We start from the raw sequence: 14,842 nt of genomic DNA on the forward strand, positions 1-14,842 counted from the left end.
GCCAGTCGCCTACAGCGACAGATGCGCGTCCCGGATGTCCGGCCGCGCGTCGAGTTCCGCCATCGTGCCGCCGAAGCAGATCTTGCCCCGCTCGATGATGTAGGCGCGGTCGGAGATCAACCGCGCGAAATGCAGGTTCTGCTCCGAGACCACGATGCTGACGCCTTCTCGCTTCATCGCGAGAATGGCTTCGACCATCTGTTCGACGATCTTCGGCGACAATCCTTCCGACGGCTCGTCGAGCAGTACCAGCGACGGATTGCCCATCAACGTCCGCGCGATGGTCAACATCTGTTGTTCGCCGCCGCTCATGCGCCCGCCCGGGCGGTTGCGCATTTCGCCGAGGTTCGGAAACAGCGTGAACAGCTTTTCGCGCGTCCACTGCGGCGCGTTCGGCCGCTTCGGCTGACGGCCGACTTCGAGATTTTCCTCGACCGTCAGGTCGGTGAAGATGCGCCGCTCCTCCGGCACGTAGCCGAGCCCGCCGCGCACGATCGCGTGCGTCGGCTCGCGGGAGACGTCCTTGCCTTCGAATACAATCCTCCCCGAGCGGTTCTCGACCAGCCCGACGATGGAACGGAACGTCGTCGACTTTCCGGCGCCGTTGCGCCCGAGCAGCGCCACGACCTCGCCTTGGCCTACTTCCAGCGCGATATCGAACAAGATGTGCGCCGGGCCATAGAAACTGTTGAGATCGGCGACCTGCAGCTTCATGCGCCAGCCCCCTCGCGGTGGCGCGCGTCGTAGACAAGGCCCTCGCCGAGATAGATGGCGCGTACCTGCGGATTGCCGCGGACTTCCTCGGGCGACCCTTCGGCGATCAGGCTGCCGCGGTTGAGCACCAGGATGCGGTCGGCGTGTTCGAACACCACATCCATGTCGTGTTCGGTGAAGAGCACGCCGATCGATTGCTCGCGGGCGATGCGCGCGGTGAGCCGCATCAACTCGATCCGCTCGCGCGGCGCCATGCCGGCGGTCGGCTCGTCCATCAGCAAGAGTTTCGGCTGGTTGGCGAGCGCGATCGCGAGTTCCAGCCGCTTGAGATCGCCATAGGCGAGTTCGCCGCAGGGACGCCCCGCATAGGCGCCCATGCCGACGAGATCGAGCAGCCGGCCGGCTTCGTCGCGCGCGTAGCTTGCGGTCGAGCCCCAGAGATTGAACAATTGCCTGCCATAGGATACCAGCGCGACCTGCACGTTCTCGCGCACGGTCATGGTCGGGAACGTCGCCGTGATCTGAAACGTGCGCCCGACGCCGAGCCGCCAGATCGCGCGCGGCTTCCGGCCCACCGTGTCCTCGCCGAGCAGATTGATCCGGCCGCTGTCCGGGATGTTCTGGCCGTTGAGCATATCGAAGCAGGTGCTCTTGCCGGCGCCGTTGGGGCCGATCAGCGCCAGGATTTCGCCCGCGCGCAATTCGAACGACACGCTGCGCACGGCATGCACGCCGCCATAGGATTTGCTTAAACCCTCGACCGACAGCAATGTGGGGACCATGCTCATTCGGCAGTCTCGATCCGTGAGGTGGCAAGCCCGGATTTTCTCTCAGGGGATCGCCGGCGATTCCTGATGGCCTCCAGCGTGCCGACGATTCCCTTCGGGAAGGCCACTACCATCAGCACGATGAAGCCGCCCAGCACCAGTTTCGAGAGATCGGTCTGGCTGACCAGCCAGATGTTGGCCGCCTTGAAGACGATGGCGCCGATCACCGCGCCGGAAACTGTCTCGACGCCGCCGAGCAGCACCATGACCAGCGCGTCGACCGACAGCGAGATGCCGAGGCTGTCAGGAAAAACGCTCCCCTTCAGATAGGCGAACAGCGCGCCGCCGATCCCCGCGACCGTGCCCGATATGACGAAGGCCGTCCACTGCACGCGCTTGCCGTTGATGCCGATCGCTTCGCTGCGCAGCGGCGAATCCCGCGTCGCGCGCAACGCAAACCCGAACGGCGAGAATACGATGACGCGCAACACCATGACCGCGAGCGCGGCGATCGCGAGCGACAGCCAGTAAAAACCGGCCGGGCCCGCGGCCCACTTGTCCGGCCAGACGCCCAAAATGCCGTTGTCGCCGCCGGTCACCGTCACCCACTGGAATGCGATCGACCAGACGATCTGCGCAAAGGCCAGCGTCAGCATCGCGAAATAGACACCGGAGAGTTGCACGGCGAAGAAGCCGAACACGGCCGCGCCGAGCAGGCCCAGCAGCGGGCCGAGCAGCAGCGAGATGATCATCGGCAGTCCCGCCGCCTTGGCGAGGAACGCGACGCCATAGGCGCCAAGCCCAAAATAGGCGGCATGGCCGAACGAGGCGAGCCCGCCGACCGACATCAGGAAATGCAGGCTGGCGGCGAAGATAACATAGATCGCGATTTCCGAGCCAACCGTGAGCGCATAGTTGCCGGCGAACAGCGGCAGCATCGCCGCAAGGACCAGCGCGCCGAGCGACATCAGCCGCTCACCCGAGGTGAGCGGTCGCCACGGAGTGACGGTCAGCCCAGGCGTGCGGCGCGCGGCGGCTTCCGGCTTGCCGAACAGGCCCCACGGCCGCACGATCAGCACGACCGCCATTACCAAAAACACCAGGATGATGGAGATCTTCGGGAAAATGAGAATGCCGAAGGCATTGAGTTCGGACACCAGCACGGCGGCAACGAAAGCGCCGATGATGCTGCCGAGGCCGCCGATCACCACCACCACGAACACTTCGACGATGATGCGAAGGTCGAGCGCGTGATGCACGGCATCGCGCGGGATCTGCAGCGCGCCGCCGAGTGCCGCGAGGAAGACGCCGAGTGCAAACACGCTGGTGAACAGCCATTTCTGATTGACGCCGAGCGCCGCCACCATGTCGCGGTCCTGCGTCGCCGCGCGCACCAGCACGCCCCAGCGCGTGCGCTGGAACAATAGCCAGAGTACGCCGAGCACGACGGGGCTGAGCGCGATCAGGAACAGATCATAGCTCGGGATATTCTGGCCGAAGAAATCGACCGCGCCCCTGAAGCCCGGCGCGCGGCGGCCGAGCAGATCGTCGGGTCCCCAGATCAGCACGACGATATCCTGCACCATCAGGGTCAGGCCGAAGGTCGCGAGCAACTGGAACAATTCCGGCGCGTGGTAGATCCGCCGCAGCAGCACCATCTCGACCAGCACGCCGACAACGGCCACCACCAGTGCTGCGACGACGATGCCGCTCCAGAAGCCGAACGCGCTGGAGAACCGTTCGGTCAGCGTGAACGCGACGTAGGCGCCGAGCATGTAAAACGCGCCATGGGCAAAATTCACGATCCGCGTCACGCCGAAGATGATCGATAGCCCCGACGCGACCAGAAACAGCGATGCCGCGCTGGCGAGACCGGTCAGGAACTGAACGAAGTAAAAGGCCATCGGCGGTCCGGATTGGTGCGTGATCGCGTCGAATTAGATTCGCGTTGCAGGGCTCAACTCAACCTCGCCCCGCTTGCGGGGAGAGGTCGAAATTCAAGCGCCAGCTTGAATTTCGGGTGAGGGGTACAGGTCTATCAACCGACATACGGCTCGTGGAGAGAGCCCCTCACCCCAACCCTCCAAGAGCGAGCTTCGCTCGTCTCGACCCCGCGAAGGGCGGGGAGAGGGAGAGAGAGAAGATCAATCCTTCGGACGGAGCTTGGCCACTTCCGCATCGCCAGGGAGATAGTCCGCGCCCTTTCGATAGACCGAGTTCACCATCACGCCTTTGCCATCCTTCAGCGCGGTCTTGCCGACATAGGCCCCGAGCGTCGACTGGTGATCGATCTTGCGGAAGGTAATCTCGCCGAACGGCGACGGCATCGACAGGCCTTCGGTCGCGGCGATCAGCTTCTCCGGATCGGTCGAATTGGCTTTGGCGAGGATCGCCGCTGCCGCCTTGATGGTCTGGTAGCCGACGATCGAGCCGAGGCGCGGATAGTCGTTGTACTTGGCCTGATAGGCTTTCAGGAATTTGTCATGGTCCGGCGTCTTGATGTCGTACCAGGGGTAACCCGTGACGATCCAGCCCTCCGGCGTCTCTTCCTTCAACGGATCGAGATATTCCGGCTCGCCGGTGAGGAAGGACACCACCGAGCGTCCCTTGAACAGCCCGCGGGTGTTGCCCTCGCGCACGAGTTTTACCAGATCGGCGCCGAAGGTGACGTTGAGGATTGCTTCGGGATTGGCTGCAGCAACCGCCTGCACCACCGGACCGGCGTCGATCTTGCCCTGCGGCGGCCACTGCTCGTCGACCCACTGGATGTCCGGACGTTTCTCCGACATCAGCTTCTTGAACACCGCGACCGCGGACTGGCCGTATTCGTAGTTCGGCGCAATCGTCGCCCAGCGCTTGGCCGGCAGCTTTGCGGCTTCCTCCACCAGCATCGCCGCCTGCATGTAGTTGGAGGGGCGCAGGCGGAAGGTGTAGCGATTACCCTTGGACCAGGTGACGGCGTCGGTCAGCGGCTCCGCCGCCAGGAAGAAGACTTTCTTCTGGTTGGCGAAGTCAGAGACGGCGAGACCAATGTTGGACAGGAACGTGCCCGTCAGCATCGCAACGTTCTCGCTGGACACCAGTTCGTTGGCCGCCGTCTGCGCATCCGCAGGCTTGCCCCCGTCGTCCTTGGAGATGACCACGAGCTTCTTGCCGTTGATGCCGCCAGCCGCATTGACTTCCTCGACCGCAAGCTGCCAGCCCTTGCGATAGGGTTCGGTGAAGGCGGGCAACAGCGAATAGCTGTTGATCTCTCCGATCTTGATCTCGCTCTGCGCCATGGCGCTGCCCGCCATGCCCGCAACCGCGATCGCCAAACCTGCTCCCAGTACGTGTCTACGTCGCATCCCTACCTCCAATACCCTTGTTAAATTATCGCAAACCATCTTCGCCTTTGACTTCCGAAACCGTCAGTCCGCCGACCCGCGGCAACGGCCTGCCGCTGTCCGTGACCGCAACCGCGACCATGATCTCGTTGGCGCGCGGCGCATCGTTGATCTGCACTTCCATGCCGTCGAAATGGCTGCGCACAAACGCCGCATCCTTATGACCCAGCGGAATATCCAGCGTCGTCCCCGGGCCGCTGCGCTTCTTCGATGACGGGATCAGCGCCGCGCCCTTGCTCAGGACCTTGCGCACCGGCGCGCCCATCTTCGGATGCAGGATCGCTGCTGCATGTTCCAGTTCGCCGTTTTCGCCGACGGCTGCAGCCTTGCCATAGCTGTGCGCCTTGGCGCCGTCGATGCCGAGCGCCGCCACCGCTCTCTTCGAAAGCAGATCGCCTAGCTCTTCGCCGATTTCGATCAGGGGCGAGAGATCCTCGACATAGCGGCCCGCGAAGGGATTCTCGATGACAGCGATCGCTGCGGCCCGCCGCGTCGGCGGCGCAACCTTTTGTCCCATCTCCAGATGGGTCTCTTCGACCACCGTAACGATCTTGCGAATGATCGCGCTCATTGTCAGTCTCGCTCCCGATCAAACATGCATCGCTCTTTCTAGCGCGCTTCCATGAAGCGCCGGCAACGCTTGCTTCCCGATCCCTGTTGCACCCACCACAGCCATCTCGCCTAGTAGACGCAAGGCCGCACCTTCGATCAATCCCGCCGCAAGCAATTGCTGTGCCCGGCTAACCCCGGCCCTCAACGCGTCGTCGATCTCGCCTTGCCGGAGCACGCCGACGTCACGGGTGACAAGCCGCGTTCCGAGGTCGCTGTCGGGCTGCAACTCGTTCGCGGGGCAGCGGATCACGGCGGGATGGCCGGGCAGATCGACGGCGTTTGCGATGATGGTGGCCGCGGCATCCGCCTGCGACGCCGTTCTCGCCAGCACGGTGACGGCGTCGGCAATCCCAAGCGAAAAACTGCGGCCGTGCCGCCCGCTGGTCGCGACGCCCCGCGCCGAATCATCCGCGTCAATCGCCACCGTTCGCATCAGGCCATGCCGGTCGGGCCGATCCATCAGACCAACGGTGAATTGCTCGCCGCCGGCGAGATGCAGCGCGATGTCGCCGCCATTATTGACGTAAGCGCGGTCGAGCCGTGCCGCGGCAAGCATCGCGCCGAGGATCTCCTCCGCAACGCTGCCGGCCACGGCTGCCATCGGCGTGATGAAGGCAGCCGCTGCGAACGGCGCGACAGCCGCATGCATGCGGCGTGCGACTCCCCCCTTCAGTGGGCATCGGACCGGATCCGCGGCCCTCCGAAGTTCAACCAACTCCTCGCAGAGTTCATCGAGCAGGCCGGTAAAGCGTCGTGCCGCCGCCTCATACACAGCGCGCACTTCCCCATCCCTGCCCTTTGCCTCGATAATCAGGTCGATCGGACCGTCCTGCAAATGCAGCCGCTTGCCATCTGGAAGAAGTGCGATTTGCGGAAGCCGTTTCATGCGCGCCGTCCCGGTATGTAAGGCATCGGGCGGGTTTCAGTGTTGTCCCGCAGCGACGCCAGCGGACGGACGTGATCCATGTGGCCGCCAAGCGCGGCATAATCAGAAAGCCGCAGCGTGAATTCGATCGGCGCCACCAGTGCCGGCGTCGGCACATAGCCAAACGCGCCGGCCGGCATCTGTGTGACGTCGACCATGAAGGTGATGCCGCCGCCCGGCCAGACATAAACCGGCGCACCGCCGCTGGTGACCCGCGTCAACGCGTCCTTGACCGAGCGCGTCAGCCGCACCGGATTGTCGGTGACGCCGGCGCGCAGCGAGCCGCCAGCGCCGCCCATGAACAGCACCGTGCACAGCGCCGGCTCGCAATTCTCCTGAATACGCTCGACCGAGAACCGGAGATCGGGTGGCATCTGCTTTTCGATCGGCCGCAGCGCTTCATCAAGCTCGTAATAGGCCGCGTGCTCGCCCGTGGTCGAGACCATCAGCATGGTCAGGCCGGGCCGCGCCTCCTTCGGATTGAATGGCCCCAGCACAGACAGCGGATCGGAAATATTGGTGCCGCCCCAGCCGGTGCCGGGATCGGCGACCTGGAAGTAACGGCCGGGCGTCGAGCGCCGTCCCTTCATCTTGATCCCGGTATCGGGAATATCGAGCAGCTTGCCGGCCTGGTGTTCACTGAGAACACCGGTGATATGGTCGTCCACGACAACCACCTCATCGACCTTGCCATGCCATTGTTTGGCGAACATGCCGATCGTTGCCGAGCCGCAACCCACCCGCATGCGCTCTTCGGCGACCCCATTGACGATCGGGGGATGACCGGCCTGCACCACGACGGTAGCGCCGCCGTCGATCGTCAGTTCCACCGGCTTGCAGTTCGAGAGATCCATCAGCGCGTCGCAGGTGACGCGGCCCTCCTTCTTGGAACCGCCGGTCAGATGATGCACGCCGCCCAGGGAGAGCATCTGCGAGCCGTATTCGCTGGTCGTCACATGGCCGATCGCCTCGCCTTCCGCGCGGACGGTTGCCGTCTCCGGGCCGAGATAGCGGTCGGTGTCGATCTTCACCTTGACGCCGCAATAGCTGAAAATGCCCTCGGTCACGACGGTGACCATGTCGACGCCGTCGATCTCCGACGACACGATGAAGGGCGCCGGCTTGTAGTCAGGATAGGTGGTGCCGGCGCCAATGGCGGTGACGAATACGTTCGGCTCGTGGACGATCTTGCCGTCCCAATCGCCGCCGGCCTGGAACGGCACCAGCCGTCCGCCATGCGATACCGTCTGCTCCAGCACGATATGCGGATCGACGCGCACCAGTTCGCCGTTGTGATTGGCATAGCGATCGCAAGCGCCGGCCGCGCCCGGCTTGATGTAGCACATCACCGGACAGGCATCGCAGCGGATCTTGTCGCCACCGGCGACGGTCGCATCGGTCATGAACAAGCCTGCAGTCGAGAAGGCGCCGACCGGAGCCGCTTCCTCACGGCCCGATCACTTTGTTCGTATACGAATGATGTTGCGCGCGGACGGAAACACTGTCAAGCCGCCCCTGCCGCGAAAGGTACGACTTGCCGCATAATACCTCATTTGCCTCGCCGCTCTGTTCATAAAGCGAGCAGCACGCTGCAGCGCGGGATCGCACGGCTTGCACGTTTGTACACAAACGGTATCTTTCGGAAGCGTCCAGCGCGTAGTTTGCAGCGCAACGAAGGCTTAGGGGAGCATGACGCAGAGCACGATGCGCCTGACCGTCAACGGCAAGACTCACGATGTCGACGCCGCGCCCGACACTGCATTGCTTTACGTCCTGCGCAACGACCTTGCCTTGAACGGACCGAAATATGGCTGCGGGCTCGGCGAATGCGGCGCCTGCGCGGTGCTGATCGACGGCGTCGCCGCACGCTCCTGCGTGATCCCGATCGAGGGCTGTACCGGGCGCGACATCGTGACGCTCGAAGGTCTCGGCTCGCGCGAGCATCCCGACCCCGTGCAGCAGGCGTTCATCCGCGAACAGGCCGCGCAATGCGGCTACTGCCTCAACGGCATGATCATCGCGACCAAGGCGCTGCTCTTGCGTTCCCCTCACCCGTCGGATGACGAGGTGCTCGAAGCGCTGCGTCATCATCTCTGCCGCTGCGGTGCGCATGTCGAAATCATGCGGGCGGCAATGCGCGCGGCAGGCCGTGTCGTCGAGGCGCAGGCGTGATGGCGGCGCCCGATACGCCCGAGGATCGCGACCGGCTGCAAGGCACGCTCTCCGTCGTTCGTCTCGCTTCCCCCGTCGAGGCCGTCAAGTTCGAGACCTTCATCAGGATCACCGCCGACGGATCGGTCACCGCCTATAACGGCCATGTCGATCTCGGCACCGGCATCCGTACCGCGCTCGGCCAGATCGTCGCCGAGGAACTCGACGTATCCTTTGCGCGCGTCGTCGTCGTGCTTGGTGATACCTCGCTTGTTCCCAATCAGGGCGCGACGATCGCGAGCGAAACGATCCAGATCACGGCCGTGCCGTTGCGCGAGGCCGCAGCGCAGGCGCGACAGTTTCTGGTCGCACGCGCCGCGGCGCGACTGGAACTCCCGGTCGAGGATCTCCTCGTTGAAGACGGCCTGGTCCGCGGCAAGGACAATCGCAGCATCAGCTATGGCGAGTTGATCGCGGGCGAGACCATCCAGCTTGAACTTGTTGATGATGTCGCCGTGAAGTCTGCCGACAACTACACCATCGTCGGACAATCGGTGCCGCGCGTCGATCTGCCGGCGAAGGCGACGGGTGAACTGGTTTACGTTCACGACATGCGCGTTACCGGCATGCTGCATGGCCGCGTCGTCCGTCCGCCCTATGCCGGCGTCGATGTCGGCGACTTCATCGGCAATAGCCTGATCGCGGTGGATGAGGCTTCGGTACGCGACATCCCCGGGCTGGTCGCCGTCGTCAGGATCGGCGACTTCGTCGGTGTCGTCGCCGAGCGCGAGGAGAATGCGATCAAGGCCGCGGCGCAGCTCAAGATCACCTGGAAGCCGGTGCCGACGCTCCCCGACCTGAAGGACATCGAAACCGCGCTGCGCGCCAATCCGTCGACGCCGCGAACACTGATCGACAAGGGTAATGTCGACGCAGCGATTGCCGGCGCCGCGAAGCCGATGCCGCGCACCTATGTCTGGCCCTATCAGATGCACGCCTCGATCGGCCCGTCCTGCGCGGTCGCTGATTATCAGGAAGACCAGACCAGGGTCTGGTCGGGCACTCAGAATCCGCATCATCTGCGCACCGAGTTGGCGCGGTTGATCCATCGCCGCGAAGCCGAGATCGAGGTGATCCGGATGGAGGCTGCCGGCTGCTACGGCCGCAACTGCGCCGATGACGTTTCCGCCGACGCGGTGCTGCTGTCGCGCGCCGTCGGCCGCCCTGTGCGCGTGCAGTTGACGCGCGAGCAGGAGCATGCGTGGGAGCCCAAGGGCACTGCGCAGTTGATGGATGTGAACGGCGGATTGAACGCGGACGGCAGCGTTGCGGGTTATGATTTTGCCACGCGCTATCCATCGAACGGCGCGCCGACGCTGGCGCTGCTGCTGACCGGCACCATCCCGCACGCGCCCGCCATCTTCGAGATGGGTGACCGCACCGCGATCCCGCCCTACGACTACGAGAATCTGCGCGTGGTGGCCAACGACATGCCGCCGATCGTGCGCGCCTCGTGGCTGCGCGGTGTCTCGGCGCTGCCCAACACCTTCGCGCATGAATCCTGGATCGACGAATGCGCTGATGAAGCCGGCGTCGATCCGATCGAATATCGCCTGCGCTATCTGAAGGACCCGCGCGCGGTCGATCTCGTCAATGCGGTGGCGGAGCGCGCCGGCTGGAAGCCGCGGCCGGCCCGGCAGGAACGGGAATCCGAAGGAGATATCGTGCGCGGCCGCGGTTTTGCCTACGCGCTCTATGTGCACAGCAAGTTTCCCGGCTACGGCGCGGCGTGGTCGGCCTGGATCGCGGACGTTGCGGTCAACAAGGCGACCGGCGACGTCAGCGTGACGCGCGTGGTCGCCGGGCAGGATTCCGGCCTGATGATCAATCCGGACGGCGTGCGCCACCAGATCCACGGCAACGTCATCCAGTCGACCAGCCGCGCGCTGATGGAGGAAGTGTCGTTCGACCGCACCTCCGTGACGGCGCGCGAATGGGGCGCTTACCCCATCATCAAATTTCCAGAGGTGCCCGAGATCGACGTGTTGATGCTGCCGCGACAGGATCAGCCGCCGCTCGGCGTCGGTGAGTCCGCCTCTGTCCCGAGCGCGGCTGCCATCGCCAATGCGATCTATGATGCAACCGGCGTGCGCTTTCGCGAATTGCCGTTCACGCCGGAGCGCATCTTGCGGGGATTGCGCGGCGAGGAGCAGGTGGCGGCGGAGGCGCTGCCACCGCCGTCCGCGCCGCAGCCTGACACGAACCGATGGCGGAATCCATTCGCCGGGCGACGCGGTGCATTCGCGACTGCCGCCGCGCTGTGCGCGGCCGTGGTTGGCATCGGCGCTGCGGTATTGCCGTGGCGCGCGATCGCGCCAATCGCGCGGCCCGATGCTTCGGTCTATTCGGCGGCGACCATTGCGCGCGGCCAGCAACTCGCCGCGCTCGGCGACTGTGCGGTCTGCCACACCGCGGCGAGCGGGATCCTCAACGCCGGCGGCAAGCCGCTGCCTACGCCGTTCGGTACGATCTACTCCACCAATATCACCCCCGATGTCGAAACCGGCATCGGCGGGTGGTCCTATCCCGCCTTCGAGCGCGCGATGCGCGAGGGCATTCATCGCGACGGCCGGCATCTCTACCCGGCATTTCCCTATACGCATTTCGCCAGGACGACCGACGCCGACATGCAGGCGCTCTACGCCTATCTGATGGCGCAGCCGGCGGTGCGAACGGAGACGCCGACAAACGCGCTCGCATTTCCGTTCAACCTGCGTCCGCTGATGGCGGGATGGAACGCGCTGTTCCACACGCCGAGTACGTTCCAGCCTGATCCGACCAGGTCCGCGACTTGGAATCGCGGCGCCTATCTGGTGGAGGGTCTCGGCCATTGCAGCGCATGCCATTCGCCGCGCAACGCACTCGGCGCGGAAAAGGCGAACGCCTATCTCGCCGGCGGATTTGCCGAGAGTTGGGAAGCGCCTGCGCTGACGTCGTTGTCGCAGGCGCCGATCCCGTGGAGCGAGGACGAGCTTTACGCTTACCTGCGAACCGGCGAGTCGCGCTTTCACGGCGTCGCCGCCGGCCCGATGGCGCCCGTGGTGAAGGAGCTCGCGGCGTTGCCGGAATCCGACATTCGCGCCATGGCGGTCTATCTCGCTTCGTTCAACGAGACCTCCGTGGATCGAGCAGCACAGGAAGCGCTCGCCGCGCGACTGGAATCCTCGACCGGCACGCGCACGTCGGCCGCATCCGGCATCGGCGCACGGATCTACCAGGGCGCCTGCGCCGTGTGTCACGAGGTGGGCGGCGCACCGCTGTTCGGCAGCCGGCCGTCGCTGGCGCTGAACAGCAATCTGCACAGCGCGGTACCTGACAACCTGATCCAGCTCATCCTGCACGGCATCGCGAAGCCGGCCGCAACCGACCTCGGCTATATGCCGGCCTTCAAGGACAGCCTGACCGATGGCCAGGTCGCGGAACTGGCCGCCTACCTGCGGCGGCAATTTGCCCCGGACAAGCCCGCCTGGACCGATATTCACGCCGCGGTCGAGCGCATTCGGCAGGAATAGCGCGCTGAGCTGCCATGCCACGGCCAAAACCCACTGGTTGGGCGGCCTTCGGCACGATAGAGTTCCACCATGGCAGTTACAGACATTGCATCCCGGACCTATAACCACGGCTGGCGGCTCGACCCGATCGTGCGCAGCCTGCTCGATACCGACTTTTACAAGCTGCTGATGCTGCAGATGATCCGCGAATTCTATCCGGATCAGCGCGTCACCTTTTCGGTCATCAATCGCACCCGACAGGTCCGCCTTGCCGAGATCGTCGATGAGGGCGAGCTGCGCGCGCAACTCGACCATGCCCGCACCATCCGCTTCACCAAGAAGGAGCTGATCTGGCTCGCCGGTAATACGTTCTACGGCAAGACCCAGATGTTCTCGCCCGACTTCATCCACTGGCTCGCCAACTTCCGCCTGCCCGAATATGAGCTCAACAAGGTCGACGGCCAGTACGAACTGCACTTCCACGGGCCGTGGACCCACACCACGATGTGGGAAATCCCGGCGCTCGCGATCATGAACGAGCTGCGCTCGCGACAGGCGACCAAGGGACAGGGCCGCTTCGTGCTCGACGTGCTCTATGCCCGCGCCAAGGCCAAGCTGTGGTCCAAGGTCGAACGGCTGCGCAAGCTCGAAGGCTTGCGCCTTTCCGACTTCGGCACGCGGCGCCGCCATGGCCATCTGTGGCAGCGCTGGTGCGTCGAGGCCGTCAAGGAAGGGCTCGGTCCCTCCTTCACCGGAACCTCCAACGTGCTGCTGGCGATGGACAACGATCTCGAAGCGATCGGCACCAACGCGCATGAACTGCCGATGGTCGCAGCGGCGCTGGCGAACTCGGACGAGGAATTGCGCTGGGCGCCCTATCGCATTCTCGACCAGTGGCGCCACACCTACGGCGGCAACCTCCTGATCGCCCTGCCCGATGCCTTCGGCACCAAGGTGTTTTTGCGCGACGCGCCGGACTGGGTGGCTGACTGGACCGGCTTTCGCCCGGACAGCGCGCCGCCGATCACGGCCGGCGAGGAGATCATCAAGTGGTGGAAGCAGAAGGGCCGCGATCCCCGGGAGAAGCTGCTGGTGTTTTCCGACGGCATGGACGTCGATTCGATCGAGGAGACGTATCGCCACTTCGCCGGGCGCGTGCGCATCTCGTTCGGCTGGGGCACCAACCTCACCAATGATTTCGTCGGCTGTGCACCGGATGGATCCGCCGATCTCGATCCAATCTCGCTGGTCTGCAAGGTAACGTCGGTCGACGGACGGCCCGCGGTCAAGCTGTCCGACAATCCCGAGAAGGCCACTGGCACGCAATCCGAGATTGAACGCTATTTGCGCGTGTTCGGCAATGCCGGGCGCGTCCGCACCGCCGTGCACGTCTGAACTATCGAACACCTTCCTGCCAACCGTTGATCCGACGAGCCTCGCATGCCTGCACCCAAGCCGCCTGCTTTCGAAACCCTGAGCCTGCATGCCGGCCAGCGCCCGGATCCCGCGACCGGAGCCCGCGCTGTTCCGATCTATCAGACCACGTCCTACGTGTTCCAGGATTCCGATCACGCCGCCGCACTGTTCAATCTGGAACGCGCCGGGCACATCTACACGCGCATTTCCAACCCGACGACGGCCGTGCTCGAGGAGCGGCTGGCGGCGCTCGAAGCCGGCGTCGGCGCGATCTGCACGGCAAGCGGCATGGCCGCAATGCATCTGGCGATCGCAACGATCCTGAACGCCGGCGACCACATCGTCGCCTCCGCCTCGCTCTATGGCGGCACGATCAACCTGCTGGCGCACACGCTGCCGCGCTTCGGCATCACCACCACCTTCGTCAAGCCGCGCGCGCTCGATGAATTCCGCGCGGCGATCAAGCCGAACACGCGGCTCGTGATCGGCGAGACCATCGGCAATCCCGGGCTTGAGGTGCTGGATATTCCTGATGTCGCGCAGATCGCGCATGACGCCAGGATTCCGCTTTTGATCGACAACACTTTTGCGACGCCGTTCCTGAGCCGCCCGATCGAGTTCGGCGCTGATCTCGTGATGAATTCCGCCACCAAATGGATCGGCGGCCACGGCATTGCGATCGGCGGCGTCATCGTCGATGGCGGCCGGTTCGACTGGCATGGCTCCGGCAAATTCCCTCAGCTCACCGAACCCTATGCCGGCTATCACGGCATCGTCTTCGACGAGCAGTTCGGCCAGGCGGCCTTCATCATGCGCGCACGCACCGAGGGCCTGCGCGACTTCGGGGCGTGTCTCTCGCCGACCAACGCGTTCCAATTGTTGCAGGGCGTCGAGACGCTGGGTGTCCGCATGGAGCGTCACATGAGCAATACGCTCGCCGTCCTCGAAGCGCTTACCGCCAACAAGGCCGTCGACTGGGTGCTGCATCCGGCGCTGGAAAATCATCCCGATTATCAACTCGCGAAGCGACTGCTGCCGCGCGGTGCCGGATCGATTGTCTCTTTCGGCATCAAGGGCGGCCGTGCGGCCGGCAAAAAATTTATCGAGTCACTGCGGATGATCAGCCACCTCGCCAATGTCGGCGACGCCAAGACGCTGGTGATTCATCCCGCCAGCACCACGCATCAGCAGATGGACGCGGCACAATTGAAGGCGGCAGGGGTCGGCGAAGAGCTGGTGCGGCTGTCGGTCGGCATCGAAACCGTTTCCGACATTATCGACGATCTCGGCCAGGCGCTTCGCGCATCCCAGAAGGTTTGA

Annotated in this window: 11 protein-coding genes; 4 read left to right on the plus strand and 7 right to left on the minus strand. The window is 64.5% G+C overall.

Annotated features, from left to right (window positions below; genetic code table 11):
• Positions 1-9 precede the first annotated feature (9 nt).
• The 7 genes from V1288_RS01575 to V1288_RS01605 all read right to left on the minus strand — a co-directional run bounded on the left by V1288_RS01575 (position 10) and on the right by V1288_RS01605 (position 7,807).
• On the minus strand, positions 10-714 hold the full coding sequence (locus V1288_RS01575; RefSeq protein ID WP_334355408.1) for an ABC transporter ATP-binding protein: 705 nt from the start codon (positions 712-714) through the stop codon (positions 10-12).
• Complete coding sequence (locus tag V1288_RS01580; RefSeq protein WP_334355409.1) at positions 711-1,502, minus strand: ABC transporter ATP-binding protein; 792 nt, start codon at positions 1,500-1,502, stop codon at positions 711-713. The genes V1288_RS01575 and V1288_RS01580 overlap by 4 nt, the downstream gene beginning before the upstream one ends.
• Positions 1,499-3,385, minus strand: coding sequence for an ABC transporter permease (locus tag V1288_RS01585; protein WP_334355410.1), 1,887 nt, complete (start codon positions 3,383-3,385; stop codon positions 1,499-1,501). The genes V1288_RS01580 and V1288_RS01585 overlap by 4 nt, the downstream gene beginning before the upstream one ends.
• Before the next feature lie 240 nt (positions 3,386-3,625).
• A complete protein-coding gene (locus V1288_RS01590; protein WP_334355411.1) occupies positions 3,626-4,828 on the minus strand; it encodes an ABC transporter substrate-binding protein in 1,203 nt (400 codons plus the stop codon).
• A gap of 25 nt (positions 4,829-4,853) precedes the next feature.
• Entirely contained in the window at positions 4,854-5,438 is a 585-nt protein-coding gene (locus V1288_RS01595; protein ID WP_057833511.1) for an amino acid synthesis family protein, read from the minus strand.
• An 18-nt stretch (positions 5,439-5,456) separates the two neighbouring features.
• Positions 5,457-6,365 carry a UPF0280 family protein gene (locus V1288_RS01600; protein ID WP_334355412.1) on the minus strand — a complete coding sequence of 303 codons (909 nt, stop codon included), beginning with the start codon at positions 6,363-6,365 and terminating at the stop codon, positions 5,457-5,459.
• Positions 6,362-7,807, minus strand: coding sequence for a 6-hydroxynicotinate reductase (locus tag V1288_RS01605; protein ID WP_334355413.1), 1,446 nt, complete (start codon positions 7,805-7,807; stop codon positions 6,362-6,364). The genes V1288_RS01600 and V1288_RS01605 overlap by 4 nt, the downstream gene beginning before the upstream one ends.
• Positions 7,808-8,093: 286 nt before the next feature.
• Between V1288_RS01605 and V1288_RS01610 the strand changes: the two genes are divergently transcribed.
• The 4 genes from V1288_RS01610 (at position 8,094) to V1288_RS01625 (ending at position 14,842) form a co-directional block, all read left to right on the plus strand.
• Positions 8,094-8,576 carry a (2Fe-2S)-binding protein gene (locus V1288_RS01610; RefSeq protein ID WP_334355414.1) on the plus strand — a complete coding sequence of 161 codons (483 nt, stop codon included), beginning with the start codon at positions 8,094-8,096 and terminating at the stop codon, positions 8,574-8,576.
• Positions 8,576-12,127 (plus strand): molybdopterin cofactor-binding domain-containing protein, encoded by a 3,552-nt coding sequence (locus V1288_RS01615; RefSeq protein WP_334355415.1) that lies wholly within the window; start codon positions 8,576-8,578, stop codon positions 12,125-12,127. The genes V1288_RS01610 and V1288_RS01615 overlap by 1 nt, the downstream gene beginning before the upstream one ends.
• 69 nt (positions 12,128-12,196) lie before the next feature.
• Positions 12,197-13,501, plus strand: a complete 1,305-nt coding sequence (pncB, locus tag V1288_RS01620; RefSeq protein WP_334355416.1) for a nicotinate phosphoribosyltransferase — start codon at positions 12,197-12,199, stop codon at positions 13,499-13,501.
• Positions 13,502-13,546: 45 nt separating this feature from the next.
• Positions 13,547-14,842, plus strand: a complete 1,296-nt coding sequence (locus V1288_RS01625; RefSeq protein ID WP_334355417.1) for an O-acetylhomoserine aminocarboxypropyltransferase — start codon at positions 13,547-13,549, stop codon at positions 14,840-14,842.

The sequence above is a fragment of the Bradyrhizobium sp. AZCC 2176 genome (assembly GCF_036924645.1).
Taxonomy (GTDB): Bacteria; Pseudomonadota; Alphaproteobacteria; order Rhizobiales; family Xanthobacteraceae; genus Bradyrhizobium.

What these genes read in the sequence shown, in the direction of transcription:
- V1288_RS01575 (WP_334355408.1), bottom strand. Translation starts at nt 714, where the DNA reads ATGAAGCTGCAGGTCGCCGATCTCAACAGTTTCTATGGCCCGGCGCAC.
- V1288_RS01580 (WP_334355409.1), bottom strand. Translation starts at nt 1,502, where the DNA reads ATGAGCATGGTCCCCACATTGCTGTCGGTCGAGGGTTTAAGCAAATCC.
- V1288_RS01585 (WP_334355410.1), bottom strand. Translation starts at nt 3,385, where the DNA reads ATGGCCTTTTACTTCGTTCAGTTCCTGACCGGTCTCGCCAGCGCGGCA.
- V1288_RS01590 (WP_334355411.1), bottom strand. Translation starts at nt 4,828, where the DNA reads ATGCGACGTAGACACGTACTGGGAGCAGGTTTGGCGATCGCGGTTGCG.
- V1288_RS01595 (WP_057833511.1), bottom strand. Translation starts at nt 5,438, where the DNA reads ATGAGCGCGATCATTCGCAAGATCGTTACGGTGGTCGAAGAGACCCAT.
- V1288_RS01600 (WP_334355412.1), bottom strand. Translation starts at nt 6,365, where the DNA reads ATGAAACGGCTTCCGCAAATCGCACTTCTTCCAGATGGCAAGCGGCTG.
- V1288_RS01605 (WP_334355413.1), bottom strand. Translation starts at nt 7,807, where the DNA reads ATGACCGATGCGACCGTCGCCGGTGGCGACAAGATCCGCTGCGATGCC.
- V1288_RS01610 (WP_334355414.1), top strand. Translation starts at nt 8,094, where the DNA reads ATGACGCAGAGCACGATGCGCCTGACCGTCAACGGCAAGACTCACGAT.
- V1288_RS01615 (WP_334355415.1), top strand. Translation starts at nt 8,576, where the DNA reads ATGGCGGCGCCCGATACGCCCGAGGATCGCGACCGGCTGCAAGGCACG.
- pncB (WP_334355416.1), top strand. Translation starts at nt 12,197, where the DNA reads ATGGCAGTTACAGACATTGCATCCCGGACCTATAACCACGGCTGGCGG.
- V1288_RS01625 (WP_334355417.1), top strand. Translation starts at nt 13,547, where the DNA reads ATGCCTGCACCCAAGCCGCCTGCTTTCGAAACCCTGAGCCTGCATGCC.